Origin of the sequence: Psychrobacillus lasiicapitis, from assembly GCF_006861795.1 — a bacterium.
GTDB lineage: Bacteria > Bacillota > Bacilli > Bacillales_A > Planococcaceae > Psychrobacillus > Psychrobacillus lasiicapitis.
This window is the reverse complement of the sequence record NZ_VDGH01000004.1, coordinates 101,302-128,000: the sequence shown is the minus strand read 5'-3', so window position 1 is coordinate 128,000 and position 26,699 is coordinate 101,302. Positions and strand designations below refer to the sequence as shown.

35 protein-coding genes are annotated in these 26,699 nt (G+C 36.1%); 5 read left to right on the top strand and 30 right to left on the bottom strand.

From position 1 onward, the window contains the following. Positions 1-44: 44 nt before the first annotated feature. The 18 genes from FG382_RS07900 to FG382_RS07830 form a co-directional block, all read right to left on the bottom strand. Complete coding sequence (locus FG382_RS07900; protein WP_142538355.1) at positions 45-440, bottom strand: replication terminator protein; 396 nt, start codon at positions 438-440, stop codon at positions 45-47. A gap of 192 nt (positions 441-632) precedes the next feature. Next, on the bottom strand, positions 633-1,250 hold the full coding sequence (locus FG382_RS07895; RefSeq protein ID WP_142538354.1) for a dUTP diphosphatase: 618 nt from the start codon (positions 1,248-1,250) through the stop codon (positions 633-635). After that, complete coding sequence (locus FG382_RS07890; protein ID WP_142538353.1) at positions 1,247-2,110, bottom strand: hypothetical protein; 864 nt, start codon at positions 2,108-2,110, stop codon at positions 1,247-1,249. Before FG382_RS07890 ends, FG382_RS07895 begins: the two co-directional genes overlap by 4 nt. A gap of 1 nt (position 2,111) precedes the next feature. Beyond that, complete coding sequence (locus tag FG382_RS07885; RefSeq protein ID WP_142538352.1) at positions 2,112-2,372, bottom strand: hypothetical protein; 261 nt, start codon at positions 2,370-2,372, stop codon at positions 2,112-2,114. Then, positions 2,372-2,539 (bottom strand): hypothetical protein, encoded by a 168-nt coding sequence (locus FG382_RS22565; RefSeq protein WP_170206470.1) that lies wholly within the window; start codon positions 2,537-2,539, stop codon positions 2,372-2,374. The genes FG382_RS07885 and FG382_RS22565 overlap by 1 nt, the downstream gene beginning before the upstream one ends. Then, positions 2,536-3,123, bottom strand: coding sequence for a hypothetical protein (locus FG382_RS07880; RefSeq protein WP_142538351.1), 588 nt, complete (start codon positions 3,121-3,123; stop codon positions 2,536-2,538). The genes FG382_RS22565 and FG382_RS07880 overlap by 4 nt, the downstream gene beginning before the upstream one ends. After that, positions 3,116-4,093: a Lin1244/Lin1753 domain-containing protein gene (locus FG382_RS07875; protein ID WP_142538350.1), complete on the bottom strand. Its 978-nt coding sequence runs from the start codon at positions 4,091-4,093 to the stop codon at positions 3,116-3,118. The genes FG382_RS07880 and FG382_RS07875 overlap by 8 nt, the downstream gene beginning before the upstream one ends. A gap of 14 nt (positions 4,094-4,107) precedes the next feature. After that, positions 4,108-4,809 (bottom strand): MBL fold metallo-hydrolase, encoded by a 702-nt coding sequence (locus FG382_RS07870; protein WP_142538349.1) that lies wholly within the window; start codon positions 4,807-4,809, stop codon positions 4,108-4,110. Continuing rightward, a complete protein-coding gene (locus tag FG382_RS07865) occupies positions 4,809-5,705 on the bottom strand; it encodes a recombinase RecT (protein WP_142538348.1) in 897 nt (298 codons plus the stop codon). Before FG382_RS07865 ends, FG382_RS07870 begins: the two co-directional genes overlap by 1 nt. Beyond that, positions 5,705-5,857 (bottom strand): hypothetical protein, encoded by a 153-nt coding sequence (locus FG382_RS22560; protein WP_170206469.1) that lies wholly within the window; start codon positions 5,855-5,857, stop codon positions 5,705-5,707. The genes FG382_RS07865 and FG382_RS22560 overlap by 1 nt, the downstream gene beginning before the upstream one ends. Positions 5,858-6,032: 175 nt before the next feature. Next, entirely contained in the window at positions 6,033-6,281 is a 249-nt protein-coding gene (locus tag FG382_RS07860) for a hypothetical protein (RefSeq protein WP_142538347.1), read from the bottom strand. A gap of 1 nt (position 6,282) precedes the next feature. Next, positions 6,283-8,277 carry an AAA family ATPase gene (locus tag FG382_RS07855; RefSeq protein WP_142538346.1) on the bottom strand — a complete coding sequence of 665 codons (1,995 nt, stop codon included), beginning with the start codon at positions 8,275-8,277 and terminating at the stop codon, positions 6,283-6,285. A gap of 92 nt (positions 8,278-8,369) precedes the next feature. Next, entirely contained in the window at positions 8,370-8,579 is a 210-nt protein-coding gene (locus tag FG382_RS07850) for a hypothetical protein (RefSeq protein WP_142538345.1), read from the bottom strand. After that, entirely contained in the window at positions 8,576-8,791 is a 216-nt protein-coding gene (locus FG382_RS07845; RefSeq protein ID WP_142538344.1) for a hypothetical protein, read from the bottom strand. The genes FG382_RS07850 and FG382_RS07845 overlap by 4 nt, the downstream gene beginning before the upstream one ends. Before the next feature lie 15 nt (positions 8,792-8,806). After that, complete coding sequence (locus FG382_RS07840) at positions 8,807-9,043, bottom strand: hypothetical protein (RefSeq protein WP_142538343.1); 237 nt, start codon at positions 9,041-9,043, stop codon at positions 8,807-8,809. Between the two features lie 2 nt (positions 9,044-9,045). Beyond that, the gene (locus FG382_RS07835; protein ID WP_142538342.1) at positions 9,046-9,807 is read right to left on the bottom strand and encodes a Rha family transcriptional regulator; all 762 of its coding nucleotides are present in this window, start codon (positions 9,805-9,807) and stop codon (positions 9,046-9,048) included. A 376-nt stretch (positions 9,808-10,183) separates the two neighbouring features. After that, entirely contained in the window at positions 10,184-10,333 is a 150-nt protein-coding gene (locus FG382_RS22555) for a hypothetical protein (RefSeq protein ID WP_170206468.1), read from the bottom strand. Between the two features lie 15 nt (positions 10,334-10,348). Next, a complete protein-coding gene (locus tag FG382_RS07830; protein ID WP_142538341.1) occupies positions 10,349-10,579 on the bottom strand; it encodes an XRE family transcriptional regulator in 231 nt (76 codons plus the stop codon). A 181-nt stretch (positions 10,580-10,760) separates the two neighbouring features. On the opposite strand from FG382_RS07830, the gene FG382_RS07825 reads away from it, so the two are divergent. The 3 genes from FG382_RS07825 (at position 10,761) to FG382_RS07815 (ending at position 13,555) form a co-directional block, all read left to right on the top strand. Continuing rightward, entirely contained in the window at positions 10,761-11,675 is a 915-nt protein-coding gene (locus FG382_RS07825) for an XRE family transcriptional regulator (RefSeq protein WP_142538340.1), read from the top strand. Positions 11,676-11,752: 77 nt separating this feature from the next. Then, positions 11,753-13,165, top strand: coding sequence for a recombinase family protein (locus FG382_RS07820; protein WP_142538339.1), 1,413 nt, complete (start codon positions 11,753-11,755; stop codon positions 13,163-13,165). A gap of 210 nt (positions 13,166-13,375) precedes the next feature. Further along, positions 13,376-13,555, top strand: a complete 180-nt coding sequence (locus FG382_RS07815) for a DUF2759 domain-containing protein (protein WP_142538338.1) — start codon at positions 13,376-13,378, stop codon at positions 13,553-13,555. Positions 13,556-13,602: 47 nt separating this feature from the next. Here the strand turns inward: FG382_RS07815 and FG382_RS07810 are convergent, their stop codons facing one another. The 5 genes from FG382_RS07810 to rpmG form a co-directional block, all read right to left on the bottom strand. Then, positions 13,603-14,715 carry a YqgU-like beta propeller domain-containing protein gene (locus FG382_RS07810; RefSeq protein ID WP_142538337.1) on the bottom strand — a complete coding sequence of 371 codons (1,113 nt, stop codon included), beginning with the start codon at positions 14,713-14,715 and terminating at the stop codon, positions 13,603-13,605. Positions 14,716-14,830: 115 nt separating this feature from the next. Continuing rightward, a complete protein-coding gene (locus FG382_RS07805) occupies positions 14,831-16,735 on the bottom strand; it encodes an LTA synthase family protein (protein WP_142538336.1) in 1,905 nt (634 codons plus the stop codon). Positions 16,736-16,957: 222 nt separating this feature from the next. Continuing rightward, on the bottom strand, positions 16,958-17,152 hold the full coding sequence (locus tag FG382_RS07800; RefSeq protein ID WP_142538335.1) for a YqgQ family protein: 195 nt from the start codon (positions 17,150-17,152) through the stop codon (positions 16,958-16,960). A 1-nt stretch (position 17,153) separates the two neighbouring features. Beyond that, positions 17,154-17,726, bottom strand: coding sequence for a 5-formyltetrahydrofolate cyclo-ligase (locus FG382_RS07795; RefSeq protein ID WP_142538590.1), 573 nt, complete (start codon positions 17,724-17,726; stop codon positions 17,154-17,156). Positions 17,727-17,797: 71 nt separating this feature from the next. Further along, positions 17,798-17,947 (bottom strand): 50S ribosomal protein L33, encoded by a 150-nt coding sequence (gene rpmG / locus FG382_RS07790; protein ID WP_093265860.1) that lies wholly within the window; start codon positions 17,945-17,947, stop codon positions 17,798-17,800. Positions 17,948-18,121: 174 nt separating this feature from the next. Between rpmG and FG382_RS07785 the strand changes: the two genes are divergently transcribed. Next, complete coding sequence (locus tag FG382_RS07785) at positions 18,122-18,475, top strand: hypothetical protein (RefSeq protein ID WP_142538334.1); 354 nt, start codon at positions 18,122-18,124, stop codon at positions 18,473-18,475. Beyond that, entirely contained in the window at positions 18,472-18,939 is a 468-nt protein-coding gene (locus FG382_RS07780) for an endolytic transglycosylase MltG (protein ID WP_142538333.1), read from the top strand. The genes FG382_RS07785 and FG382_RS07780 overlap by 4 nt, the downstream gene beginning before the upstream one ends. A gap of 140 nt (positions 18,940-19,079) precedes the next feature. Here the strand turns inward: FG382_RS07780 and phoU are convergent, their stop codons facing one another. From phoU to FG382_RS07745, 7 genes are all read right to left on the bottom strand, one after another. Continuing rightward, a complete protein-coding gene (phoU, locus tag FG382_RS07775; RefSeq protein WP_142538332.1) occupies positions 19,080-19,739 on the bottom strand; it encodes a phosphate signaling complex protein PhoU in 660 nt (219 codons plus the stop codon). Positions 19,740-19,758: 19 nt separating this feature from the next. Further along, positions 19,759-20,559, bottom strand: a complete 801-nt coding sequence (gene pstB / locus FG382_RS07770; RefSeq protein WP_142538331.1) for a phosphate ABC transporter ATP-binding protein PstB — start codon at positions 20,557-20,559, stop codon at positions 19,759-19,761. Between the two features lie 20 nt (positions 20,560-20,579). After that, positions 20,580-21,458: a phosphate ABC transporter permease PstA gene (pstA, locus tag FG382_RS07765; protein ID WP_142538330.1), complete on the bottom strand. Its 879-nt coding sequence runs from the start codon at positions 21,456-21,458 to the stop codon at positions 20,580-20,582. A gap of 1 nt (position 21,459) precedes the next feature. Further along, positions 21,460-22,407: a phosphate ABC transporter permease subunit PstC gene (pstC, locus tag FG382_RS07760; RefSeq protein ID WP_142538329.1), complete on the bottom strand. Its 948-nt coding sequence runs from the start codon at positions 22,405-22,407 to the stop codon at positions 21,460-21,462. 83 nt (positions 22,408-22,490) lie between these two features. Next, positions 22,491-23,486 (bottom strand): PstS family phosphate ABC transporter substrate-binding protein, encoded by a 996-nt coding sequence (locus FG382_RS07755; protein ID WP_142538328.1) that lies wholly within the window; start codon positions 23,484-23,486, stop codon positions 22,491-22,493. 179 nt (positions 23,487-23,665) lie between these two features. Beyond that, positions 23,666-25,900, bottom strand: coding sequence for a peptidoglycan D,D-transpeptidase FtsI family protein (locus FG382_RS07750; protein ID WP_142538327.1), 2,235 nt, complete (start codon positions 25,898-25,900; stop codon positions 23,666-23,668). Between the two features lie 95 nt (positions 25,901-25,995). After that, a complete protein-coding gene (locus tag FG382_RS07745; RefSeq protein ID WP_142538326.1) occupies positions 25,996-26,604 on the bottom strand; it encodes a superoxide dismutase in 609 nt (202 codons plus the stop codon). Between the last annotated feature and the right edge of the window lie 95 nt (positions 26,605-26,699).

Genomic DNA, 26,699 nt, shown 5'->3' with positions numbered 1-26,699 from the left:
CCTCTTTTCGTTTTATAGTTTTTGGTTTAATAGATTGATAGATTTTATTTAAACTGAACTACTTTTTTATTCGTAGGTTCTTCTGCAGGAAGCGGTTGGCCTTTATCGTCCAAAATTTCCCCATTATCACTAATGAATGCTTGTCCAGGTATGCCGGATTTCAATTCAGCACCAGTAACTGATCCATCTGGTGTGTAATCGATGATTAATTCCGTCTCAACGCCGACAGCTGGCACAAGTGTCGATTTTGTATCAATAATCACGTTTGCAAGGTTACGTTTTTCGTTAGCTTTTAGCGTGATGGTTACAGCTACCTTTCTAGCTTTCTTGTGGTCCGTGTTCGGATCAGCAATATTGTCCAAAGCCTTTTGTAACTCAATGTTTACTTTTTCAGCTAAAGCGCCACCTGCGAATGCATTTAAGTCGATGATCTGTTTCATGAATGTCTCCTCCAGTTATCTACGGCTATACCGTGTTTATTTTGTATTACGATAGGTTCTATAGGTGGTTCTTTGATCCAGCCTTGCAATTTGTATTCACGAATTTCTTTCTTGCTCAAGTTTCCACAAATGACAAGCCTATGGCGGTCTGAGTATTTGAAAAGCGTTGTAATTTGCAATATGGGTCACATCCTAGTAGCCATTTGCTTGGCGTTCGTGATTGATTTTGTTTTTCTCAAAATAAGCAAGTTCAATCAGTTCTTCCGTAAAGCCTAAGGAGTCTCCTAATGTAGTAAATGAACTTAGCATTTCCACGAATTCATCCTCAACCGGCAATGTAGAAATTAGTGCTACTTTTATGAACATGTCTTTAAAACATTGTTGCGGTTCCGACTTTTTAGTTCTGGAGCCAATATTGAAGTTAACTACATCTGCGTAATACTCTGTTACATCCAGTTCCAATCCAATCGACAAGATGAAATGCAAGCAGTCTACATATTCCACAAGAAGTGGATTTTTTTCTTGAATTCCAGTTTCATCACAATACAAGCAAGGTTCATATTCATCGCTGTACTCCATTCCGAAGTATCCTCTACCTTTGCAAGCATGACATGGAATATTGAAATTTCTTGGCTCTTGGTCATTACTCCACTTTTTAAACCCTCGCCATTCATTTGCACACTCGCCAAGTTCCACTTGCAAAGCGAGTATCTTCCAATCCAGATTATTCTGACCTCTAAGTTCAGGGTGTTGCTCCATGATCCGTTCATCTAGCACTTTTTGTGTTTCGAAAAGCTTAGAAAGATTCATCGACTAAACACCTCCGACATCTCATCAGCTTGTTCCACAAAACCTATATGTTGTTTCATCAACCAAACGTTAATTTGGGTTGTATACTTCAACTTTTCAAGCATTTCATTTACTCGAGCAACTTCACTTGATTGATTGCGAAAATCGACTTCCAACTTTCGATAATCATTTTGATAAACAATCAAATCCTCGATAGCTTGTCTTTCCGCTTTATTTGCGATTTCAGCCACTTCTTTGTATTTTGATACATTTCCTCGAGATTCTTCTAAACTTGCTTCTAACTGTTGAATTTTAATGTCTGAAGCTTGTGTTTGCTCCTCGTAGTTTCGTAAACGTTCAAGAGTATCCTGTCTTGCATGTTCGTACGTTCCAATTTTACTTTTCAGCTTTTGAATGACTTTTTGTAATTCCTCCATGCCATCCGTTTTCACTTCCGTCACTACTGCCGCCATCTTACCTTCCCCCTTATCTAATTTTTCTTGATATGCAGCTTTACTTACACCTACAAGGTCATTTGCTTTTTTCCAACTAGTTAACTTATTGGAGCTCATCCCGAAATCGGCCATTATTTTTCGATCACTTAACCCTTTAATTTTCAGTTCAAGGAACGTCTCCACCGTTAACTCTTTTTTAACCTTCGTAGTTTTACTTACTTTTTCAGTTTGTTTACTTGGTTTTATGGTTGAATTAGCCTTTAATTCAGCAGCTTTCCCACTCTCGAAAAACTCCATTAACATTTTATTATCACCCATCAGTTCATCCATATTTGGTACATATTCCTTCATGGCAATTAACTGACTACGATAGCCTTTCAGTTTGGTACGCTCTTGTTTCAACCTTTTCCGTTCTCCTGGAGTCATATTACCAACCTCCGAACATCGATGTTATCAAGCTTTCTGAATAAGGTGTGAGACTGTAATTTTTTCGATTAAAATTATTGGTTTGCCGTACTACTTGTTTATACTCTTCGAACCCACGACGCTTTGACACCACAAAAGCAATTTCATGGGGATCCTTTAAAGTGACATCACAGGATTCAATCACATTAATGATTCGTGCATCCTGTTTAACTTCTTTCTGAGACTTGGACTTGGTGTTTGTATAGCCTTCACGATTCCACATTAGGACTCCACCGCCTTTTTAAGTGCAAGCATACTCAGTAGTGAAAAGTAATCGAGGTTTTCTAAAGCCTGTCCATCGTTATTTTCTTGGATCCCGCGGATTTGTAATTCACGAATGAGTACCAATCGCTCCGATTCTCGTGATAGTTTAATAGGCTTTTTGATCATTCAGAATCGACCTCCTCGAAGCTGATAAAAGATTCGGCTGGGTAGAAGCCTATTCTTTTGCTTTGTTGATAGAATGTTTTTGCCATTTCAACGTTCACCACTCTGATAGGATAGTAGTTTTGATCTAACGTGATATCTCCTACATGAAACTCTCCAACCTTACGACCAATCTTCTTCCACAGTAGGCGTTCTTTTTCAGTTTTGATTTCTTCTGGAGTAGCCTGACGAACTATACTTACTGGTGCTACATTGAAGCCAAATTCACCTGTAATTTCAACTTCATAAGCTGCACCTTCAACAAAATTTACTTTGAGTATTTCGTATAGTTGTTCTTTATCTTTATTCATCCAACGAACCATAACCATATCCCCCGGTTTGAACTGCGGTTCGACTTCGTAACTGTTTGGTTCAAATAAAACCCTTGCCAATTGTCCTAACGAAAGTGTGTTCAAACAAACATTAGATGCACATCTCCATCCCTTCGCTTGTTGCAACAGGATAGAATTTTTCGAATACATGACATCCATCATCATTTCTTTTAATCTAGCATCCTGTTCCTGCGTCAATTTCACTTTCTCAGTCATTCTTGTTCAGCCTCCCTAAGTCTTTTAGTAACTTCTCGCGTTCTGTTGCAATATCTACATTTTCTTCAACTGGTGCTGTAGGCTTGTCCTCTTTCCCAAACCAATCAGGAACCATTTCCGATCTCATAGTATTTTTCTTAGGTGAAGAGTTTGCTCTACGTTGATCAGCAGCCTTCACATCGTCTAATGTTTTTAATAATTGGTTCTTCCAGTTGATTAAAATAGAGTTAGCATATCTAACCTTGTTGGTTGCATTAGCCTCTAGTGCTCTTTTAAAAGCTTCTAAGATTAGCTCTACCGGATGTGTATCAATCATGTAGCCTAACTCTTCCCCGATATGAGGAACTAAAGGACCTATGTTCTCTTGATAAAATTGAGTGATTTTAGCGAAATCATTATTATTCATTTCATTACTTTTTGGATGATCATCAACAACTACATTTTTACTTTCCGTAGTATGCTGTTCTTTACTATTCTTTTCTTTACTATGCTTTGCTATGCTTTGGGGATTAATGTCGACATTAATCAAGTTAATGTTTACATTAATACTCCTAGTCGTTAGGTTTTTGTACGCAATAATGTCTTTCGACTCTAAAAGTAGGTATTCTTGCACCATTTCAACTTTTTGCCTACGTCCTACAGCTTCTAAAAACCTCTTTTGTATTCCACTGGATGTAAGAACAGCATGGGATTCGAACACTTTCTTGTCGAACAAATCCCACTTTACACAATCATTAATGCATACATTAATTAAGTTAATGTCAACATTAACTCTCTTCGAGAAGAGTAATTGTTCCGTTTCTGTCCACTTAGAGTAATAACCGTCTTTATAAATGCGCATTAATAATTTGATTACTATTGCAAACCCGACTGGTCCATGTACGGCTTCAACCAACTGGATTTTGTCATCTTGGTCGATATCTACATCAAGTGGAAAGTAATCCAGCCCCTGCTTTCTAGGTCTTGCCATTACACTTCCTCCTGTCATGGAATATGAATCAATTTACCTGTGGCTCTAGCAACTTCTTGTCTTATTAGAAATTCATCACTATTAGTATCTGAAAGATGCAGCAACCATATTTCTTGTAGCTTGGATAAATCGTTTGCTTTCAAAAATTCGAGTACATTCTCCATGCTAAAATGCGACTGCATGACACGTTTTCTCATCGATGGATGAATACGGCCAGCCTGTTCGTTTAGATCCAATACCGATTGACAGTAGTTACATTCAATCATCAAATGAGTAATACCACTGAATCGATATTTGATGTAATACGTGTCTGTAGCGAAGAGAAGCTTGTCCCCTTTTTGATTTACCAAGAGGAACCCGAACGGCTCAGCTACATCATGCTGTACATCGAATGGCAATATGGTCCATGTACCGATAATGAATTGTTTTTTATTTTCGACTGTCTTAATTCGATGGTGATTGATACCAATCGCTATTTTTGTTCCTCGTGACATGTAGCATCTAATTCCTGCACCTAATACACCACTTATTCCAGCACAATGATCTTTATGCTCATGTGTCACTAAACAAGCTGCAATATCTAATGTTTCAAAGTTTAATTTCCGTTGTATCTTTTTGAATGAGATACCGCACTCGATCAAGATGGGGGTTACCCCATCCGTCACGTAATAGCAGTTTCCTGTGCTTCCAGTAGCTAATGTTTGAATCTCAATCATTACCAAGTAGGTCCGTTATTAACAGTTTGTTGTGATGGTGCAGGTTCTTGTTTCTGTACAGTCACAGGCTCGGGTTCTGGTTCAGAGTTGGTATTCTCAACAGGCATTTCGATGATTGGCTTGTCCGGCTTAATATCCAACTCTTCGGTATTTGCATTCTCATCAACTTCATGTTGCGGATTAATTTCTTTTCTTTCTTCATACTCGTTTTCAGTTGTATTATTGATAGATTCTATTAATAAATCACTATCATCACTCGTATTAATGAAGGCTTTAGCAGCTCTATTAATGACAGTACGTTTCGCCATTTCTTGCGGGAATTTATCTTGGACATTTTTTGTCTTTCCTTGGCTCCACGCTGTATCAATCTCTTTTTTCGTCATTACCGTCAATAGCAACTCGTCTTCATTTGTTTTGATAATTGCATAAGCACCTAATATATTGTTATCTCTGTTCTCGAACTTAGTTCCATGGCTCACAAATTTGTCACGACCATCTTCTATTTCATAAAGAAATTCATCACCTTCAAAGATTACGTTTGCCCAGATATCTTTAACATTGGATAATCGCTTTAATACCGCCTGTGTCCCGAAGTAAGAACGATTTAATTTACATACGTCTCCGTATTTGATGAAATAACATTGCGTTTTAGCTGGGCTTAACCCCTGTGTAACCATGTCCAGTAATGCGTTGGCTACGGATGCTTTTGAGCAAACACTTAAAAGGTTCCCACCCGAATTATTACTTAGTGCAAAGAATGCGCTTTTTAGAGCGTTACTGTGGTTGTAATTGGGTGGTAGTACTAAACCACCTTCTTGTAGCCTTTCTAGACTCTTATTGACTTCGTCCGTAATATCTTTCTGGATTAAAGCTACTTCTTGATTTTGAGTAGTCATTATTTTTTATCTCCATTCATGAGGTTGTATTTGGTAACGTATTTCTTTGTTTCATGCCATAGTTGAAAATCACCTTCCGCGCTTGCTCCCATTGACAAATAAAGATATTTGATAAAGTCTTGGGCTTCTTTCAACTTCTCTTTGTCTGTCATATTCACATCTCCTTCGCTTGGAATTTCAAGCATGATTCTGTTCGTTGTTTATATATATTTCTAAGAAGACAATGTCCTCGAGCGGTCTGTTTTTTCTCTTTTACTTTTCGTTCATAATGAATGCAAACTCCGCACTGATTTGAAAGTTTGAGATCTTTCCAATTTGGAGTACAGTTCAATCGAAATCCTCAACTTCTTCGTACTCGAATTTGACTTTTTTGCCGTTGTGATCTTTGATTATTCTTTCAAAAAGATGCACGAAGTAAATAGGACCAACTAAATCACGTTCTAATATTGCATCCTCTGGACATTCGCTTAATGGTCCAACATCCATCACCTCAGAACCGGTAATAAGAAGTCGTTCTCTGCGTAAACCTTCCCACCCAGCGCAAGATTCTACTTTGATCACAACTGTTTCAGGCATATCAGACAACCTCCATGTTCAGGACCATTGAATCGTCATTATCTTTTGATTCAACGCGCAGTTGCTTGTCCTGTTCGGAAACTACCAAACTAATAATCTGTGCATCTATTTCATTCAGCTTAGTAACAGCTTCTGCATTGTCCACGAATATCGGCGCTACAATGCCGAAATGATTTGATAAGGCTTCGATGATATCCAATCCTGCATTGATTCGCATTGCATTGTTTAATGAGCTATATGGAACCCCGTTATACGTTGTTTCACATACTTCTTGGAGACCGCCATTGATTTGGTTATCAAACAATTTAAAACGGGCTAATTTGAATTTAGCGTTAATCTTTTCAGTTAAGAGATCCACTTTTCGGCGGGTGAATTCTTCTGTTAAAAACAACTGGTGCTCGAGCTTTTGATGCTCTTTAGTGAGCATTTCCTCTTGATCCTCATACTCAGTGATACGAGCTTTCAGATTATCGATGTTTGCATACTTCGCTATTTCTGCATTCAACTCACGCTTCTTCGCTTCCAGTTGCGCATTGGCATCTTTGATATCTTGTACAGCCTTTACAGACTGATTTTTAATAGTTGCAGTTTCTTGTTCTAAAGCTTGTCTAAGGTTCATAAACTTGTTGTATTCAGGTGATTCGGAAACATCTTTTAAACTACTTTTTAGCGAGTCTATCTCACTAGCAAGTTTCTCTATCTGTTTTGTTTTCTCACTACGAATACCCTCAGTTTTTTCAATTTTTGATGTGATCATTTTGATTTCTTCATGGAACTGATTCTTCTTTTGAGCAAGAGCTTTACCTTTGCTATCAATTTCCGACAAATTGGTAGCCTTTTTTGCGTTAAATGATTCAAGCGCTTTTTGACGTGCAGCTTCTACTTGATCTGTTGGTAGCTCTTGATCACAAGTTGGGCAAACGCATGCATCAACATGTTCAAACAGGCTACTATCAACCTCTGTCCAATCGCTACGTAATTTGACTAAGTCTTCTTCAATGAGTTTTATATTGCTATTAGCATATTCAGTTGCACGATTATGCTCAGCAACCTTCATCTCAAGGATTTTCAAGTTTCCTTGTTCCTCTTGTAGCTTCGCCTGCAGCTGATAAAGCTTGTCCTTAGTGTCCGATTCAAAAGTACGCTTCACCGTTTCTATATCATTCTCGACTTTCTTCAATTCCAATTCTTTCGATTGCAAAGCTTGTCCATTTTGAATATTGTTGATCAGTGCTTTGTTCTCATCTATTTGTGTTTCAACATGTATGAATTCTTCACGTAGATTTTCAATATCGATAGCTTCTTCTGGAATGGATTTGTTGATCTCATCTATTCGAACAGGAATCATTCGAAGGTCTTCATTTATTGCTTTTCTACGTTCAGCAATTACTTTCTTGTGATCCTCAAGTGAACGTCCTTTCAAGATTAGCTCTAAGCCTTTCAATTGGTTATCCGATGCAAATACATCTTCGTCCGATATATCCCCACAGATATCAATCAATAATTTACGGCGATCCTGCCATTTGATTTGTTCGTTAAAATACGTTGGGCTAGTGATAAGCTTGAATATCTCTTCCTCTACAATTTCTGCAACAGTATCGACGTATTCTTTCTTTTTCTTCGGGACTTCATCGATATAATATTTAGTCTTGTGACCGCTAAATTCTTTATTAGCAGCACCACGCTTTTGTACCCAATCCTCGAAGTAGACTTTTTTCAAAGTGACTTCTGTTCCGTCAATTTCAAATACAGCTTCAACTGTATGATTTAGGTTATGCGCTTCATCTCCAGCAGCGTCTAATGACTTTATTGCAAAGTCCTTTTTGTTTTGTGAATCCTTATCGAATAGGAGCCACAAGAACGCATCGAAAAGAGAGGTTTTCCCTGTTGCATTGTCACCGAAAACACGGACACTTTCACCATTTGTAGTTAGTGAGAAATTTTTAACTCCCTTGAAGTTTTCAAGAGTCATAGATAGCAGTTTTACGTTTTTCAAAATGTACCCTCCTTGTTTTTTAAGAGGTCCTGTACTAAAATGAAGGTGTGTATTTATAGTAGGACCCGAACTCGTTGCGCCAACAACGGGTTTTAATTTTGTTCATTTTCTTCTACTTCTAATTCAACAAATCGAAGAGCTTCTTGAATTGTGTTCAATTTATTTTCTTGAATGGAGTAAGCTTGTTTAGCAGTTACCATATCCTCTACAGTGTCCGATGTTGCTACGTCATGAGCTAAGTCGTTTAGTATTTCTTGCTCATCTGAGTACCATTGCGAAATCTTTTGTAATAGGTTATTCATCCTCTTAATCTCCCTTCGAGTTCTTTTATCTTGCGATCGTACATTTGGATTTTATTGCCCAGTTTTTTAATCTGCCCATTCATTTGAATTCTTTGGTCCATCCTTAAATATGGTGTGATTTCCTTTTTTACGGACAGCTCAATAAATTTGAGTCTTGCTTTATGTTGCGTAGCCTTGAAGCGCTTTAGCTTCTTAGATTTGCTTTCAGCCAAAATTTTACCTCCTCACTAAATACTGCGAGCTTGATGAGAAAGAACTTCACCTATAAGTTGGTGTATTTCATACAATTCTTCTACCGTGAGTACGACCCCTGTAGCGCCTTTTTCTTCGAAAACAAATTCCCCTTCTGTTTCACTTTTTTGACCAAATTCTCTTAGAGTAAAATGAATTACACCTTGCTCGACGTCACTTTCAGTCTCCAAAGATAGGTATTCTGTGCAAAATTCAACTTTTTTGATATTCATAATTAGACCTCCAAATCTGTAATGGAAACACGGTATTTTATAGCAAGCTCTTTTACGATTGCTAGATAGATTTCTGTTAATCTAGCATCTTCTGAAATAGCATCTAACTTAGAAACTTTGTTAACGGTAGATTTCGGCACTCCGTTTAATGCCATCACTTTTTGCTTATTCGTTACACGAATGTTTAGTTTGCACTTAGCTCTTTCTTCGAGCATTTTATAACTTTCATTTCGGATCTCTTGATACATCTGATAACCGCCATTATTCTTAGCGATACGATTTAGAACGTTGGTGACTTTCTTACGCCATTCGACAATGGATAAACCGATAATTTCTGTGATGTTTTGTTGTTCGGTTTCGATTTTTTCGATTCGATTATCTTGTTCATTCATTCTTTTTTCTTGCTCCACTAACTGTTTGATTTGCATTTGCATGATTTCAAGTGGACTTAATGGTTGAGTAAGTTGTTTTTCCATTTGGTTAAATGCTTCGATGTACTTTAGTTTGAATAGGATTGCTTCTTTTCCATTGAAGCCCATTGCCAATAATGTGAAACCGTCACGATTCATGAAATAAGTCTTTCTTGGTCGACCATATGCATCTGGAGTTTCCGTTTGAAAAAACATCTCCTCAAAATTGAGGACATCTTCTTTTAAGCCCTCAATATCCCTTAAAACATTGTCATGCCGTTTACCAAAGTCCTCTGCAACTTGTAAAGAGGTAGTTACTGCTTGTTGATCGTGCATGATTACTAATTGATTCATTTCCATTCCTCCCTTACGATTTCTTTTCCGCAAATCTTGCAGAAGTTAGCACCTGGTGTATGCTCTGTATTGTTACATCTTGGACACTCGTAATTTATCAGTCTCACCTCTCTTCGCTCACACCCACCAGTAAAAATTCGAGGTCATGGCGTTGGCTATTGCTGTCGCTCGGGATTTAATCGGTCCGTCTTGGCGTACTCCGCTCTTCGAATATTTACTGTTGGGTGTGATGGTTGTTGTTTTGGTTACTTAGACCAAATGAAAATTGCTAAACAGATAATAGTGATTACGATGTATGTTCCGTAGAACAAGACTGCATCTGACCAGTGAACTCTGGATGATCCGAAGAAATAGAAGTTGAGTTTTCTGTATAGGTTCATTTAACTACCTCTAATTGTTTATCTTCTACATTACCTAAATCCATTTTTGCAATGATGTTTGGTAATGAATGTTTTACAAAGAAATCAAGCATAGCTTGTTTTGTTTCCGGTGTAATATTAGGTGGTTGAACGATATCCTTATTCATAATTAACCCCTCCCATTAACTGTTGTTAACACTTTCTTCAAAAAAAATGAACTGATTATAGTCTATATTCTTTGATTTACAGAAATTATGAAGTCTTCCTAAAAAAACTACTCCAGCTTGAGCCTCACTGTTTAAAATCCGATGTAATTGTGCAGGCTCAACTTGGAGATCTCGAGCAAATTTTCTATAACTACCATCATAATTATCTTTCATGTACTTCTCTAATATTCCTTTATTCAAATACATGTTTTCACCTCCTCGACTGTTGACTGGTGTTAACACTTTAAACATTAAACCATCTGTTAACTGTTGTCAACATCTTTCGTTAAATTTTTTAAATATTAATTATAATAAATGTTAATGTCATTTAACGTTGACTATAGTCAACGATTTTGGTATTATTTACTTAGGAAAAGAGGTGATAACAATGTATGATAAGGAGAAATTTGCAGAACTACTTATAAAGGGACAAGGTACACGTTCTCTAAATGCTTTTGCAAAAGACAGTGGGGTTTCATCAGCCTACATATCCAAATTAATAAGAGGATTGTACGAAACAGCACCTAGTCCAGCCATAATCAAAAAGATAGCTGATACCGCGAGGGATGTCAGCTATGGAGAACTGATGGCTGCAGCAGGACATATTCTTTCATTAGAAGAAAGTGAAAAAATAAGAGCTAAAAAAATGTACCTAATGAAAGAAAATCCGATATACCTTGCCCTGCATCCAGATATAGAGGAAAGATATAAGAATCTCAGCGGTGACGAAAAGAAAGAGCTTGATGAATTTATTTCTGATTCAACCCAAGATGAATTATTTGAATTTATACGCTCTCTTAATTACACTTCCGAGTTAGAAATTATGCAACAAGGTATAGAAGAATCCGATATGGTTGTAAGTGAAAAAGTAACTAATTATAAAATTAAAAATTCAACTTATCCTTATTTTCCGGTTTCTATTTCAGCAGGACTCCCACAAGATGTTGATGCAGTAATGGATTTCGAAAGAATTGAAATACCTGATATTGTAATGGGGAAATGGGCAAACAATAAAGACATTTATATGATGAGGATAAATGGAGAGTCAATGAATGAAATTATTCCGGACGATTCATTAATTGCCGTAAAGCGGACAGATTTATCGAATTTAATAGATGGCGATGTAGTGGTATATAGTGATGATAATTCTTATTCTGTCAAACAATTTTATAGAGATAACGACAGATTAATATTTAGACCTGCATCAAGTGACAAAAGATTTACTGATTATATTACTACCATTGATAACGAAAATTTAAAAATTTACGGAAAAGTAGTAGTTTATGTCGTAGTAAATGATTAATTCCTAGCGCTAGTGATTAAACCTTAAAGAGTAGGCTCATTTGCTTACTCTTTTCTTATACAGAAAGGAAGATACCTATGGTTGTTGGCATTTATATCCGTGTCAGTACATTAGAACAAGCAGAAGAAGGATACTCAGTACCAGCTCAAAAAGAACGCTTGATTGCTTACTGTAAAGCACAAGGTTGGGATGAATACAAATTATACGTGGATGAAGGGATATCAGGAAAAAGCACTGACCGGCCAAAGCTGCAGTTTCTTATGGATGATGTCAAAACAGGTAAAATAAAAATGATATTAGTATATCGACTTGATCGTTTTACACGTTCAGTTCGTGACCTTCATACAATGTTAGACATTCTGGAAAATTACAATTGTAAATTCAGGTCTGCAACAGAGATGTATGATACCTCCACTGCAATGGGTCGTATGTTTATAGGCCTTGTAGCATTATTAGCTCAATGGGAAACAGAAAACATGTCAGAACGAATTATCTTCGCACTTGATAAAAAAGTATCTGACGGCGAGCATGTCGGCGTTGTGCCCTATGGTTTTAAATCAGTTGACGAAAGATTGCTTATAGAGCCGGATGAAGGAAAATTTATAATGGATATGATCGATAAGCTTGAGAAAGGATGGTCAGCATCGAGAATAGCAGATTACATGGCTTTGATAAACGACGATAGGCTTTGGGTGCACGCTACTGTAATCCGCATTTTAAGAAATCCAGCTCTTTGTGGTCACACCCGATGGAAGGATAAACTATATAAAAATACCCATAAAGGTTACATTACAGAAGATCATTTTGAAAAAGTACAATCGATTCTGGATGATCGATCGCAAACCCCTAGAAAAAATGTTGAAAGTACTTATCTATTCCAAGGTGTTTTGGCTTGCTCTAATTGTGGTAAAACGTTATCAGTCAACAGATTCTTCTATGAACAAAAAGATGGTTCTAAAAAGCAAGGAGCAATGTACCGCTGTGCACCATGCGCGAAAAATAAGGCAGAAGTAAGGAACCTCGGGGAACTTAAGTATAAAGAGGCATTGATTGAGTATATGAAAGTGGTCACCTTTAACAACATTGAAGTTGTTGAACCAAAAAATAATGAGTTAGAAGAACTTACAAATCAACTTAATAAAATAAAAAACAGACGTGAAAAATATCAACGAGCTTGGGCTAGCGATAAAATGACAGATGAAGAATTTGACAAGTTGATGGATGAAACAAAGGAATTTTACGAAGAATTACAAAATAAAATTAGTGAAATTAAACCTGTTAAGAAAATGGATGTTGAATCCCTAAAAAATCTTGTATTTACTTTTAATCAACTTTTTTCCGGTTTAGATATCGAAAAGCAACAAGAGTTTGTACAACGTTTCATACGAAAAATATATTTCCGATATGTTGAACATCCCCCTTCAAAATTGTCTAGAAATCCTAAGAAAGGCCAGGCTACTGTAGAGATATTAGAAGTTGAATTTTATTGACTGTATTACTTGTTTTTACAGAACGTTTTGTAATGGATAGCTACGTATATTCAACATTTAAATCACCTCATTCTTAGTTTAAACGATAATCCATCTGTTGTTCAATGTTTCGCCACTATTTTCACTCGACAAATTTGGAGAATACAATTACAATAGAAGAGGAATATGTAAAGCGACATTCATTTTCTGATGTCGAAAGGAGTGTCTTTCATGAACTTATTAATGGTTATTTTTGGACTAGTTACAGTTTTAGCTGTAATCGGCACTTTCCAAGCTTTCAAAGAAAAGAATGTGCTAGGAGTTCTATTTAACTTTGGTACTTTTGCAGTTTTTGGCTTCTTTACAGTCATGACTATTTTGAACCAAGGCTTTCCACCAAGTTTACACTAAAACGTACATGAAAAAAGCTGTCATACTATATGTATGGCAGCTTTTTTCTATTCTTTCAGCTCTAACCAAGCCTGTTCTTGGAATGGATCTAATTGAATCCAATTTTCTTTTTCATATCCACCAAGACAAACCGCTCCATTCGGAGAACAGTCAATTGGCCCATCACCTAATTCACCAAATTGCTTTGCCCCATCAAGTGAAATGCTAGAAAGTACACTTTTATCTGTATATTCATCCAAATTACCGGCCTTTTTCGATTGAAGGATTATTAACTTGTCAGGCTGAACTACAGACATATTCGGCACAACCCATTCCGAATAATTGCTAACGGCAGGAGAGGTCCATTCAAAAACACGACTCGTTTCCTTCTCTTCTAATCGATATTCAAATAGATCCTTTTGCTCGTTTATCGTTATATAAAGCATGCTTTTCCCTAAATTCTGAACATCCAATAAATGATTCCAATCAGTTTCTTCCAAAACCTCATCCTTTATGGAATATAATAATAAATCACTTCCATCCAGACTACTTTCATTCCATTTAAATACCATTAAACGATTGTCATCATACCATTTGATAAATGGGTTATCTACTTCAATTGTTTTCAAGTTTTGGGTTGTTCCATCATAAATAAACGTATCATATGTCCAATCCTCGTAAAAAGTCGTAAATGCGATTAGATTTGGATTTTCTGGGTGCCAATTCATATAAATTTCGGCAGATTCGAAAAGTAAACTTTGCAATACATAACCATCCTTATGTAATAAAATAACTTCTGCAGAGGAGGAATTACTTGATGTATGTAAAAGAATCATTTCTTTACCAGGATGAATCTCACCTTGAATAATTGGGGTCTTTGTTGCATAGATACTTTTCCACGTCTCCGTTGACAATGTATAAGATTGAACCGTCCACTCTCCATTTTCCATTAAAATAAAAAGTATTTCATCATCTGACAACCATCCAATGACACTATGAAAGACAGAACGATCAAATTGCAAGGTCGGTATCTTTTTAGAGGGAGCATTATCAACATCTGATGGTAAAGATTGTGGTGCTTCTACATTACCTGTAGAATCTGGAATTTCAATTTGAATATTTTTTTCTTTGCACGCTTGTAGAAAAAATAGGCACAAAATTAGTATGACGACCCTCTTCAATATACTCCCCCCTTCACCATTTCTGTATACTAAAATTATGCTCACATCATTAGACGTCTTAGTTTGCTATTTGTTTCACAAAAAAAGCACAGACGACAAATGTCTGTGCTTTTTCTTATGGATTTTTTGTTTCTGCCTGATCTAATAACAGATTACCTGTTTTTAAATCGTAGAATCTGAGTAAATCCCCATTAATGATTTGGTCAGAGTAGCCGAGTTCTTGTGTAGTCCGATCTATATATGGCTGACAACTATCGATTGCGATTTCTTCTCCAGTAGCATTGTCATAACAAGCATTATTTGCAAATACCAGCTTATCCGTAACAAATCCACCATTTCGGAAAATAACGAAATCTTCATGTTCATCAGAAAATACATCTGCACCTAATTGCATGTCTTTAGCAGTTTCTACACCAAGCAAATGCAAAATCGTCGGTCGAATATCTATTTGACCAGCAGTCTCTGTAATTTCTCCGCCTTTTCCGCTATTCGGAATATGAACAAAGAAAGGTACACGTTGTAATTTTGCAGATACATATGGTGTAATTTCTGTCCCTAAATATTGGGACATTGCTTTATTATGATTTTCGGAAATACCATAGTGGTCACCATACATAACAATAATAGAATTATCATATAACCCTTGTTCCTTCAATTCGTCAAATAATGTTTTCAAAGCCTCATCCATATAACGAACAGATTGAAAATATTTATTTAGCGTTCGTGAATTAGAATCATATGGAGGTATTAATTGATCCTCTTCATCTAAGTCGAAAGGATAATGATTCGTTAATGTGATTAAACGTGAATAAAACGGCTGTGGCATTTCTTTCATATGCGAAACGGATTGTTCAAAGAATGGAATATCTTTCATTCCCCAGTTTACTGCATCTCCTTCATTTACCACATAGCTATTCACATCATAATACTTTTGTATAGAAAGCGCTTGATACATCATATCCCGATTCCAGAAGCTCTTATTATTCGGATGCATGACATTCGTAAAATAACCTTGCTCATTCAAGCTCTCAGACATCGAATGAAATTTATTTCCACTATGCGTAAAGAATACTGCTCCCCCACTTAAAGGATAGAGTGAATTTTCTACAAGGAATTCAGAATCGGATGTTTTTCCTAAACCAGTCTGATGATAGAAATTTGAAAAATAAAATGTATCTTTATCTTGTGTTAATGAATTTAAAAACGGCGTTACTTCATGCCCATTCATATCATTATTAATCACAAAATTTTGTAATGATTCCATAGAAATAACAATTAAATTACGACCATTTGCAAGACCGAACATTTCTGCGTTTGGTTCTGCTTGGTTCGAACGAACATAGTTATTTACCTCAACAAGCTCACTTCCATCAGCAAGCGCCCGCTGTGCGTGCGATTTCGATTGGATATACAAGTCATACAGATGATAATTGTAAGAGCCTATGTTTTTCACTAACATTTCCCGGTCGAAGCTTCTTGTTAATAATTGTGGTCTTTCGATTTCAGATAACCCTAAGTTTAAAAATAATATTGCTGCCGTTAATACAAAGTATGCTCTTCGGACAGTAGGTTTAATAACAGAGGTTGCTTCTCTAATTTTTAACCATTTCATTGCAAGGATAATAATTGCCACATCTGTAAAATAGAAAATATCCGACCAATAAATGCTTTCTGCTGCCGATGTACCTAGATCTCCAAAATTACTTGTTTGGAATAAGACCGGTAGAGTAATGAAATCTGTAAAGAAACGATAAAATACAGCATTTGCATATAACACTACAGAAAGGATAATACTTGTAACTAGGATATATCTATTTTTAAATTTAGGATTTTTAAAAAATAATGAAATCCCATAAATAAACAATATAAAACTGAGCGGATTAATAAATAGTATTACTTGTTGCATTATATTCTCGATTTTCATATCAAAGCTTGTGTGGTAAACAATATAGGTTTTTATCCATGTGGCCACAATAGCTAATACAAGAATAGAATGTGTTGGCCAGTTTTTCTTTCTCACGCCTACATCCTCCCCTTTTTTCACTCTTAAAAATAAGTAAAAGTCACAGAGTATATCTTAATACTTTCTTCACAATAAATCAACAATAATGGATATGATTGATGTTATTATATAATGTGTCTCTTATTCTTACACTCTTTATATAGACGGTTGTACAATCCAAAAAGTTTCATTTTATTTACAAAATTAAAAAACGACAGATATCCTACGTATCTGCCGTTGTTATTGCTTATATTTACTTTGCTCTTGCCTTAATAAAAGTAAAGCTAATTGATATTCTTTTACTTCAATCATTTGCATGCGATAAAGCTCTTTTATTTCCTCTTCCATCATTTCTAAATCAGCTAATCGATCTTTTGTGTAGACAAAAATACCAAAACGTTTTAATAATTGCGTAACGTCATATACTGAATTCATCTTATACTTCCTTTATGCGATTCTGTTTACAAGGTATAATTCCTTTATTTGTTATTATTTTATCAACTGGGATATCAAACATCTCTGTTTCCACTTGATCCACTATTTGAAAATCAAATGCTAAAGAGATTGTTTGTCCTGTATAATTTGTTAAAAAGCGGTCATAGTATCCCCCACCGTAGCCAATACGGTAACCTGTTTTACTATACACAACACCGGGTACAATAAGCAAGTCGATATCTTCAGATAAAACACCTACTGTTAAATCAGGATTAGGCTCCAATAGCTTCATATATACAGTTTCTAGTTGGTCATAGCTGTCTATTTTATAAAAAGTCATGGAACGGTCTTTAGGATTGCATTTTGGGACTACAACAGTTTTACCTATTTCCCATACACGCTTTATAATTCCTTCTGTATTTACTTCCGGAAAAGCAGAAATAGTAATTCCAATAATAGAAGCATGCAGCACACTTTCTTCTATTAAAAGACGATTTTTAATTTCTGTTGAGTAAGTAAAATAGGACTCTCGATTTAAAGATGCTAATCGAGTTTTCATCTCATTTCTTAGCATGGATTTTGACAAGTTATTCCCTCCAAACAATAGAAAAAAACCAAAACCATATTTGGTTTTGGTTTAAGTTATTATTTCGTTTCTCTATGAAGAGTTGATTTCTTTTCACGTGAGCAATATTTTTTAAGTTCAAGACGTTCTGGATTGTTACGCTTGTTTTTCTTAGAAATATAGTTGCGCTCTCCGCAATCTGTACAAGCTAATGTAATATTAACGCGCATGGTTGTCCCTCCCACTCTTTGCCAGGATTAAATATAAAACTTGAGCATGATTTATACGACTAATCAATTATAGCATATTATTCAAGAAAATCTACAATTAACACGATAAATTATTCAAAGTTTTTTTGGATATGGTAGTATTAAGTAAAGAACTTTAGTATAGAGGTGAATGCAATGGATTTTTCTGTCATAATAATGATTATAGGTATTTTATTGATCATCCTTTCCTTTTTATTGAAGGATACCAACAAAAAAGTAGAAGCTGAGGTAGAAGAGCTTTCTTTCTCTTTGTATCAAGAAACAAGTGCATTAAAACGCAGATTAAAAATAATCGAAGAAGAATTATTGATCGAATCAACGAAAATCGCAAGCCCCCAAACACACATTAAAAAACCAGTCATTCATGAAATCATTAAAAGTCAGGTTCTTGAATTGTACAAGCAAGGCTACTCATTAAAAGAAATTAGCAGCCGCTCCTCTCTTACTGTAGAAGAAGTACAATCAGTGATCGGTGGTGGCAAAAGGTGAATAAAGCAGCAATACGTTTTCTTGGGGTTGGATTATTTTTAGCAGGTGCAGCATTCCAAATACATCTTATGGTAGGTGAAAACGACCAAGCAAAGGGTGATATTACACCTCAAGCATATAAACAAGCACAAACAGAATTAAAAAATGTGAAGAACCAATTAGCACAATTGCAACTCGATTTAGATAATGCGCAACAAGAACAAACAGCTTCTGAAACGGAAAAAAAGGTAGAAACTGCAGACACCGCTTCCAATGAAGCTACAAATAGTGTTCTTCATATTCAATCAGGTATGACATCAAGGGATATTAGTACTTCCTTAGAGCAAGCAGGAATTATCCAAAATAAACAGGATTTCGAAGATTATTTAATCGCTCAAGATTTATCCAGTAAAATTCAAATCGGGCAATTTGAACTTAATTCTACGATGACCATCAAACAAATTGCGGAAATAATCACCAAGTAAAGTGATTCTTCTTTAAAGGAGAGATGAAGGCTCATCGTTCCGTCTCGAAGCGAAAATTATAGCGGAACCGAATTTACCTTCTTCTACCACTTTATATGAAAAAGCACAGGTCCCTGAGTGACAGGACACTGTGCTTTCTTTTAATTATTCAGCTCATAATGCTTTCCTTTTAGTAAATACAGTAAACGCTCCGCTAAATTTGTAGCATGATCGGCTGATCTCTCTAAATAACGACATACGAATGATAGTTGGGTAACTTGGCTAAGCTGCTCTGGTTTTTTTACACCTACATTTAAAAGTGTTCGAATAGCATGCCCGTATAACTCATCTACTTCATCATCTTGTTTCGCAATTTTCTTAGCATCCTCCATATTTTCATGGATAAACGCGTCTAGTATTTGCTTTAACATTGAAATTGTCTTAACTCGCATTTCATCCAACAAATGAATTGGCTCAATATGTTCATCTTTTCCAATACGAATTGTTTCTTTGGCTATATTAACTGCATAATCGCCGATACGTTCCATATCGGAAGCTATTTTTACAAGCACCATCAATCTTCTTAAATCAGTAGCAACTGGTTGCTGTTTGGCAATTAATAAAATGACACGGTCATTAATCTCCTCTTCCATATGGTTAATATGAATATCGTTATTAATGACTGTTAAGGCACCTTCAATATCATTTCCTAATAAATAATCCATTGATTTATCCAATGTATCAATAGCGGTATTACTTAACTCCAATAGCAAGTCTTGCACTTTTCGTAGTTCTGCATCGAACTTTTCTCTTCCTACCATCTTCCCTTTACCCCTTTCCTTATCCGAAACGACCTGAAATATAATCTTCTGTACGCTTATCTTCAGGAGTTGAAAATATAACATCCGTATTATCAAATTCTACTACTTCTCCATTTAAAAAGAATGCAGTTTTATCGGAGATACGAGCAGCTTGTTGCATGTTATGTGTAACAATAATGATTGAATAATCTGCTTTTAGTTCTTGAATAAGTTCCTCTACTTTTAAAGTTGAAATAGGATCTAGCGCCGATGTAGGTTCATCCATTAGGATAACATCTGGTTCAATTGCCAAACAACGAGCAATACAAATACGTTGTTGTTGTCCACCGGATAAACTGTATGCATTTGTCTGAAGACGATCCTTTACTTCATCCCATATCGCCGCTCCTCGCAAACTTTTTTCCACAATTTGATCTAAAATCTTTTTGTTTTTAATGCCATGGATTCTAGGACCATATGCAATATTATCGTAAATAGATTTAGGAAAAGGATTCGGTTTCTGGAACACCATCCCTACTTTTGTACGCAACTCTTCCACACCATAATCATTGTCGAAAATATTACGTTCACGATATAAAATTTGTCCAGAAGTTTTTACTGTTGGTACTAATTCTACCATACAGTTTAGTGTTTTAATATAGGTTGATTTTCCACAGCCTGAAGGCCCGATGATTGCAGTTACTTCATTTTCCTTGATTTGCAAGTTAATATCTTTCAATGCATGGTGATTCCCATACCATAAATTCAACTGCTTTGTATTATAAACAATATTGGATGCACCATTTAACGTATTTGACCCATTTTCTAACGACTGTACCATTTTACTTCCCCCTAGTTATGTTAATACCTTTTTGAGAATTTGTTACGAATAAATATAGCAATTGAGTTCATAATCAATAAAAAGATCATTAAAACAAGAATTCCAGCAGCCGCTACAAATTGAAAATCCTGCTGTGGACGTTTTGCCCAATCGTAAATTTGCATAGGCAATGCGGTGAATTGGCTAAGTAATCCAGTCGGAAGGAACTGAATTATAACAGGAATCCCTATTACGATCAGTGGTGCTGTTTCTCCTACAGCTCTTGACAGTGCCAAAATAGCACCTGTTAATATCCCAGGAATCGCAGATGGCAATACAATTTTTACAACTGTTTGCCACTTTGTAGCACCCATTCCATATGACGCTTCCCTAACATCGTTTGGTACAGCTCTAATTGCTTCTTGGGACGCAACGATAATAACAGGAAGTATTAATAAACTCATTGTAAATCCTGCAGCTAAAACGCTATTTCCTAGTGACAAAGCACGGACAAAAATTGTCAACCCAAGTAATCCGAATACAACAGACGGAACACCAGCAAGGTTAGAGATATTCATTCGAATAAAATCACTTAATTTATTTTTCTTCGCATATTCTTCTAAGTAAATGGCAGTCCCTACTCCTAAAATAATAGATACAGGAGCAACTACAAACATTAACCAAATAGATCCAATAAGCGCAGCTTTAATTCCTGCTTTTGCAGGAAAACGAGAGCTGAAGTTTTGGAAAAATTCTGGCGTCAAATAACCGATACCTTGTGTAATAATTCTATAAAACAATATAGCTAATGTGAGTAACGCGAATAAGGTAGCAAAGAAGAAAATTACTTTAAAAACCTTATTAATAGTGAGACGACTCATCATTCTTTTTACAACTGATTCATGATTGATATATTTCATTTTAATATTCCTCCCGATATTTTTTCGAAATAGCGTGAGCAATAAGGTTCATCACTAGTGTAAATAAGAACAATGTAAAACCGACAGAGTAAATTGAATAGTAGATAGTGGTTCCATAGCCCGCATCACCAGATGATACCTGTACAATATAGGCAGTCATTGTTTGAATCGATCCTGTTACATCGAAATCGAATTTTGGCGTAGACCCTCCGGCAAGTGAAACAATCATTGTTTCTCCAATTGCTCGAGAAATGGCAAGTACAACAGAAGCAACAATTCCCGATAAAGCGGCTGGAACTACTACTTTAAGCGCAACTTCCAACTTGGTTGACCCCATTGCAAGTGCACCTTCACGAATTGAATTTGGTACAGATGACATTGCATCTTCCGATAAAGACGCAATCATTGGTAAAATCATTATTCCAACAACAATACCTGGACTTAATGCATTGAATATTTTTAAATCTGGAATAAATTGTTGCAATAACGGCGTTACAAATGTTAACGCAAAGAAACCATAAACAATCGTTGGAATTCCGGCTAAAATTTCTAAAATGGGTTTAATAATTCTTCTTGTAGTGTCAGAAGCATATTCACTTAGGAATATAGCGGATCCAATACCAAAAGGTACTGCCACAATTACTGCTATGATCGTGACCTTTAACGTTCCAGCGATCAATGGAAGAATTCCAAAAGCAGGTTCCTTATTAGCAAATGGATACCATTCAGTACCGAATAAGAAGCTAAACACAGGAATATCTTTAAAGAAAATTATTGTTTCAACAATCAAAGTTAAAACAATTCCGATTGTCGTTAATACAGAGATAGAGGCAATTATGAACAAAATAATTGGAATTAATTTTTCTACCAGTTGTTTTTGCTTTTTATTGCTTGATTTTGCAATTAGCTCTTGCACTGATGGTTGATCAGATACTTGTTTTTGAGCCACGGTGAATCCCCCTTTTACCAAAACGTAAGAAAAGAGTAGCAGTTATGCTACTCATTCACTTACACCCGGTTTACCTTTTAAACTTATTTTAAACCTTCTAAAGTAGATAGACCTTCTTCATACTTTTCAGCTGGAAGACTTACATATCCAACTGCTTCAGCCATCTCACCTGCATTTTCAAGTGAATATTTCATAAAATCATAGAATGCTGGGTTTTCAGAAAGTGCTTTATTACTTGCATAAACGAATAATGGACGTGATAGTGGAGAGTATTCTCCAGATTCAATTGTTTCATTGTTAGGTTCAACCCCACCAATTTTTACAGCTTTTAAAGTATCTTGGTTTGCTAAGTAGTATGCATAACCAAAGAATGCAATTGCATTTTTATCAGCTTGTACACCTTGTACTAATACGTTGTCATCTTCAGAAAGAGTTGCAGATTTAACCAGATCTTCTCCATCAAGAATTACTTCATCAAAGTAATCGTATGTTCCTGAATCTGTACCTGGTGAATAGAATACTACTTCTTCTGCTGGCCATTCTGGGTTAATATCAGACCATTTTTTAGCAGTTCCATCTTCAATCCATAATTTTTTTAGATCTTCTACTGTCATATCTTCCACCCAGTCGTTTTCTTGGCTAACTACTACTGTTAAGCCGTCATTCGCAAGTTGGAATTCAGTGAAGTCAATACCTGCATCTGCAAGTGCTGTAGCTTCCTCTTCTTTAATAGGACGTGATGCGTTAGAGAAATCAGTTTCGCCAGCGATAAATTTTTCGAAACCGCCACCTGTTCCAGATACACCAGCTGTTACTTGAACTTTAGGTTGTACTCCTGCATATTCTTCAACAAGTGCTTCTGTAATTGGCGCTACAGTACTTGAACCGTCACCAGATACTGTTCCTTCAATTGCTGCTTCTTCAGCTGCAGGAGTTTCTGTTTCTGTCCCTGCTTCTGATGCTGTTTCTTCAGTAGGAGTTTCTTCCGTTGTCTCTGTGTCAGAATCATCTCCACATGCCGCAAGCGCAAGCGCTGAGCCAATCATTGTCGTCATCATTAAATACTTCCAGCTTTTCATCAGGTAAATCCCCCTAAAATTATGTTTTTCTTTTCTTTCTTACAAAAACTACTTTAAAGGTTTCATGTTGAGTCGGTATGAATGTAATGTAAAGCTTTTGTAAACTGTACAAAAAATGATTAGAATAAAAAAAACCGGCCAGCCTATTCTATTAATAGGCTAATCGGTTTTTTAGAATATCATTCGGCATTTTTTTCATCAATTGAATCATTTGTATATGGAGCTTTAATGAGTGGTGTTGCAGAAGAATCATTATCTTTTAATGCATTATTTTTTTGTTTTATCTCAAAATATTTGTCAACTAATTCTCGAGCGATTGGAGTGACAAAGTTAGTTTTATAACTAGATTCTATTGATGCCTGTGGAACGACGATTGCATATGCTATTTCTGGATTATCAAATGGAGCAAATCCAATATGAGTTAAATTGACAGTAGCGACTCTTTTCTTTAATTCGGGATCTGTATAAAAAGATTGTGCTGTACCTGTTTTACCAGCAGCAGTATAAGGTGCACTTGAAAAAGCAGACCGTGCAGATCCTTTATTGCCAAAATACACTCGTTGCATCCCTTGACGAACCCGCTCAATTTCAGCTCTTGTATTATCTACTGTATTTAATATATTCGGCGTAATCTCTTTTACAATTTTCCCTAACTGTACACCATCAGGAGATGGTTCTCTAATTTCTTTCACAACGTGAGGTTGAATTCTATTCCCCCCGTTCGCAAGTGTCGCAGCGAATTGGCCAAGTTGCAAAGGTGTATATGTATCATACTGACCAATACTTAAGTCAAGTAGTTTCCCCATTTCTATACCGCCCACTACTCCTGACACTTCTCCAGGTAAATCAATGCCTGTTGGAACGCCAAGTCCCATTTGCGCGTAGCCATTGCGCATTTTCTGAAACGCTTCTGGACCAAAATTTATCCCTTGATTTGGTTGATAAGTTCTGCCGGCTACACGATATGCAATTTGGAACATATAAGAGTTGGAAGAACGTTCAAGTGCTTCTAAATCACTCATAGGAATTCTGCCATATCGGTTAAACACGGAACTTTTAGGGTTAGAGCCTTTTATACGAATGGGTTGATCTATTAATACGTCTCCTGGAGACAATGCATTTTCGCGATACCCTGTAAGTACTGTACCGGGCTTTATAGTAGAACCAACTTCATATGCTGTTGTAAAAGCTGCAAACGCGTAATCTCGTACCGTCTGTTTCCCTGTTTCGGAGTCTTTTACAATTTGCTTTCCTACCATTGTCAAAACTTCTCCTGTATAAGGATCTAACATTACTAAAAATGCTCTATCTAAATATTTTGTACCCTTGTTTTTATTTTTCATTTCTACTAATTTCTTTTCTAATATAGCTTCCATTTCAGTTTGGAGTTCGCTATCTATTGTTAAGACGAGGTCTTTCCCAGGCTCTCCCTCATAAACAGTTTGGACGTCAACTACACGACCTTTTCCATCCGTGATATTTTTAACAACACTTTTTTGTCCTTGTAGCACTTCCTCATACTGCTGTTCAATATAACTTTTTCCAACACGATCGTTACGAGAATAGTCTCTCGATAAGAAATAATCTAACCGATTTTTAGGTATACCTTCTTTTGGCAAGGTGGTTGTTCCTAAAATAGCAAGTGTAGAATTTTTAACTCTTCTCCAGTCCGTCGTGGTATTGACCCCTTTTAAATCTCCTAAACGTTCGGATACTCGTGCAAATTCTTCTACCGTTACTTCTTCTGAAATTTGACCAGGTTTAAGTGCTTTGTTAGCAACGTCTCCCCCTTTAATAATTTGCGGGGATAAAGCGTATCCAGATGCCATTTCTCGGTAAATCGCAATTATTTCTAACTCCTCTGGTGTGAATGAATTTAATTGTTCCTCTGTGATTTTGCTTCGTATCAGCCGATTAATCGCAGCATTTTTATCTTTTTTCGACAAGTCTTCGTCGCTTTCAATTTCATTGCGTTCTTTAGTTGTTACTAAATCATTCGCTTCTTCGCTATGTTTAAATAACCAAAAATCTTGTAAGTCACTTTTTGTTATAGCGTTTGTATCCTTTTCAATCAGCAAACTTAAATCTTCTGCTATTTCATACATATCTTTTGCGGTAGTTGTTTGCATTTTTGTGTATGTAATTGCTTTTTGCGGTTTATTATCTACTAAAATTCTACCTTCGCTATCAAAGATACGGCCTCGAGGTACACTAGTATTGACAGGTACTTCTTCTTTTCTTTCTAAATCTCTTGTATAATCTTCGCCTTTGACTATTTGTAAATAACCTAGACGTAAAATTAGAATTGTAAAAAGTATGAATATCGAAAAGAAAAGTATATTCATACGAAAAGTGATATTAGCTCGTTGTTTTGCTTTTACACTTTGTGCACGTTTGTTTGGGGTTTTTCGCATAAGTTCACCTACTTCATTATTAGCTTTTATTGTAACATAAAAAGCACACACTTTTAGACGTAAAAGTGTGTGCTAAGTTTCTTTTTTGTATGAGATTATTTTGCAGCTTCGTAACGTTTAGAAACTTCATCCCAATTTACTACATTCCAGAATGAACCGATGTAGTCAGGACGACGGTTTTGATAGTTTAAGTAGTAAGCATGCTCCCAAACGTCTAATCCTAATAATGGTGTTTTGCCTTCCATGATTGGTGAATCTTGGTTAGCAGTTGAAGAAACTTCTAATTCTCCATTAGCAACGGATAACCAAGCCCAACCTGATCCGAAACGAGTTGTTGCAGCTTTTGCGAACTCTTCTTTAAAAGCGTCAAAGCTACCGAATTTAGCATCGATTGCTGAAGCTAGTTCACCAGTTGGATTTCCGCCACCGTTTGGTGAAAGGATTTCCCAGAATAATGAGTGGTTAGCATGTCCGCCACCATTGTTACGTACTGCTGTTTTAATATCTTCTGGAAGAGCGTCTAAATCAGCGATTAGCTCTTCTACTGATTTGCTTTCTAGGTCAGCTTTACCTGCTACTGCATTGTTTAAGTTTGTTACATATGTGTTATGGTGTTTCGTATGATGAATATTCATCGTCTCTTTATCAATATGTGGTTCTAGTGCGTCGTACGCGTAAGGTAATTGTGGTAATTCGTATGCCATGTTTGTTTCCTCCTAAAGAATATTTTAGAAAATTCTTTCCGTATAATAGCGTATCAAAATTAAAGAAAACCTTCAACGAAAAGAACCTAATATAT